Source organism: Paraburkholderia sp. (assembly GCF_026225065.1).
In the GTDB taxonomy this organism is placed as follows: Bacteria; Pseudomonadota; Gammaproteobacteria; order Burkholderiales; family Burkholderiaceae; genus Paraburkholderia.
Window position 1 is genome coordinate 1 of the sequence record NZ_JAMFSB010000222.1, and the last position, 2,895, is coordinate 2,895.

2 protein-coding genes are annotated in these 2,895 nt (G+C 62.6%); both read left to right on the forward strand.

Going from position 1 to position 2,895, the window contains the following annotated elements; all coding sequences use genetic code 11:
* Positions 1-2,010: VirB4 family type IV secretion/conjugal transfer ATPase (locus M0954_RS16410; protein ID WP_297354293.1), on the forward strand; the 2,010-nt coding region annotated here is incomplete at its 5' end.
* On the forward strand, positions 2,007-2,895 hold an 889-nt coding region (locus M0954_RS16415; RefSeq protein WP_297354295.1), incomplete at its 3' end, for a type IV secretion system protein. The genes M0954_RS16410 and M0954_RS16415, both read left to right, overlap by 4 nt.

Here is a 2,895-nt window from a genome sequence, read left to right on the forward strand (position 1 = left end):
CGCCGTACGCGCGAGGACATCCGGCGCGACCAGCAGGAAGCGCTCAAGCTCATGGACGAACTCGCCGCTCAGGTCGAGTCGAGCTTGAAACCCTACGATCCGGTGGCGCTCGGGGTCTATCGCAAGTCGAGCCCGATCACGATGCGGCTGCGCCGGTGTTCGTCGGCGCTGGAACTGCTCGGCTATCTCGTCAATGGCGTCTGGGAGTCGGAGCCTGTTCCCGCCGGTCCTATCCGTGAAGCATTGCCGACTTCACGCCTCTTTGTTGGCGTCGAAAAGGTCGAGATCCGCATGCCGTCCGCCACGCGTCACACTGCGCTGCTCGACCTGAAGGACTATCCCGAGGAAACCGAGCCCGGCATGCTCAATGGCCTGCTGTACGGAGACTTCGAATATATCGAGACGCAGAGCTTCACGATTCTCGACAAACCCAGTGCGAAGGAAGCGCTTGAGCGGCAGCGCAACCAACTCATTGCCGGCGAGGACGTGGCCGTCTCCCAAGTCGAGGCGATGGATCAGGCGCTCAACGACCTGATCAACGGCGATTTCGTGCTGGGCGAGTATCACTATTCGCTCGCGGTGCTTGCGGACACGCCCGGGGAGGTGTCGAAGCACGTCGCGAAAGCACGCACGCAGTTGGCCGATGCGGGCTTCCAGACGGCACTGATCGATCTCGTAGCCGACGCCGCGTGGTTCGCTCAATTGCCGGGCAACTGGCGCTACCGGCCACGGGAGGCCAAGCTCACGTCCCGCAATTTCTGCGGTTTGTCCAGCCTGCACAATTTTGCGACGGGTAAGCGCGACGGCAATCCATGGGGCGAGGCGATTACCATCGTCAAGACGCCAAGCGGCCAGCCGTTGTATCTGAACTTTCACGTGACGCCCGAGAAGCAGGATTCGGCCGACGAGAAGGCACTCGCGAACACACAGATCATCGGGCAGGCAGGCGCTGGCAAGACGGTGCTTGAGCTGTTCCTGCTCGCCATGGCGATGAAGTTTGGTTTGACCGCCGTGCTGTATGACAAGGACCGGGGTACCGAGATCGCCATCCGAGCGATGGGCGGTATCTATACGGTATTTCGCCGAGGTGAGCCGACCGGACTGAATCCGTTCCAACTGATGCCCGACGCATCGGTGCTCGACTTCTGGGAGCGGCTCGTGCGCAAGCTCGTCGACATGAGTACGCCGTTGTCCGCGAGGGATGAGGTCGACATATCGCGCGCAGTGCGGGAAGTCGCTCGCATGGACAAGTCGCTGCGGCGGCTCTCGATGGTTCGGCAACTGCTGCCGAATGTGGGGGAGAACAGCTTGCACGCGCGGCTCGGTAAATGGTGCGTGGGCGGACGGCTTGGCTGGGTGCTCGACAATCCAGCCGATCGCGTGGATCTCACGCGCGCGGGTCTCTTCGGTTTTGACGATACCGAACTGCTTGACGATGCGGAAGTGTCGACGCCCGTCACGATGTACCTGCTGCACCTGACGGAAAGCCTGATCGACGGCAGGCGCTTCATCTATGTGATGACGGAGTTCTGGAAGCGGCTGGGTGACCCCGTCTTCACGGAGTTCGCGAAGAACAAGCAGAAGACGATCCGCAAGCAGAACGGGCTAGGAATTTTTGACACACAGTCGCCGGCCGACGTGCTGCGCAGCGATATCGCGCGGGCACTGATCGAACAGAGCGCGACGTTCTTCTTCCTGCCGAACCCGCGGGCAGACTTCGACGACTACGTGCACGGGTTCAAGCTCACCGAGGCCGAGTTCAACATCGTCCGCAATCTTGGCGAGAACAGCCGCATGTTTCTCGTCAAGCAGGGACATCGCTCGGCCATCGGCCGGCTCGATCTCGCGGGGCTGGGCGATGTGCTCGACGTGCTGTCCGGCACGACCGATAACGTGGAGCTGCTCGATACGATCCGCGCGCAAGTCGGGGACGATCCCGATGTGTGGCTACCAGTCTTCCACGCCGAACTTGCGAAGCGTCGCGCGGCGCAGAAGGGAGGCGTGCGATGAGCGGCCTCTTTACCGCGATCGGCGGCACGCTCGAAAACGGCATGTCGACGTACGTCACAAGCGTGTCGTCGGCGCTCGCCAGCGCACTCGTTCCCGTCGTGACCACGGCCGTCACGATCTGGGTCATTGCCTATGGACTGGCCATCGTGCGGGGCGAGGCGCACGAGGCAATACCAGCTTTCGCATGGCGTGGGCTCAAGGTCGCTTCCATTCTCGCGTTTGCACTCGGAAGCGGCATCTACCAGCAGCAACTGGTGGAGGCGGTGAGCGGCGCCACGTCGGGCCTCGCCCAGACGATCCAGAACGCGGCCAATACGACAGGTGGCGGCAATCCTGGATGCGGGTCGGTCAGCGGCAGCAGCGTGACTTCGGCGAGCGCCACCAGTATCTACCAGACGCTCGACTGCTATGACCAGCAAATTGATCTCGTGCTGGATGCTTATTCGGAGAAGGCGACCCACGAGGGGATCAGCCCCAGCGGGATCGCCGCCGCTATTGGCGACATCGTGTGCGGATTCGTGGCTGCGATTGGCGGCGCAATTTTCCTGATCGTGCTCGCGTTCGAGGTCGTGATGGGCCGCATGCTGCTCGATCTGGTGCTCGGGATCGGACCGATCTTCATTGCCTGCGCCGCGTTCGCGCCGACTGCGCGCTTCTTTGAGGCGTGGACTGCGAAGGTCGCGAACTACGCCCTGCTGCAGGTGCTGGTGGCGGCTTTTCTGGGCATGGCCCTCACGGCTTTTTCGACCGAACTGGCGCCGTTCCAGGTGACGACTTCGTCGCCCGGAGCCAATGCATCCTCACTCGTCGCGGCCGGTCAGGCGGCATTGGAAGCGTCGGCAGCGTGGGGCGCGGCACTCGGCATGTTTGCGACCGCGATTTTCC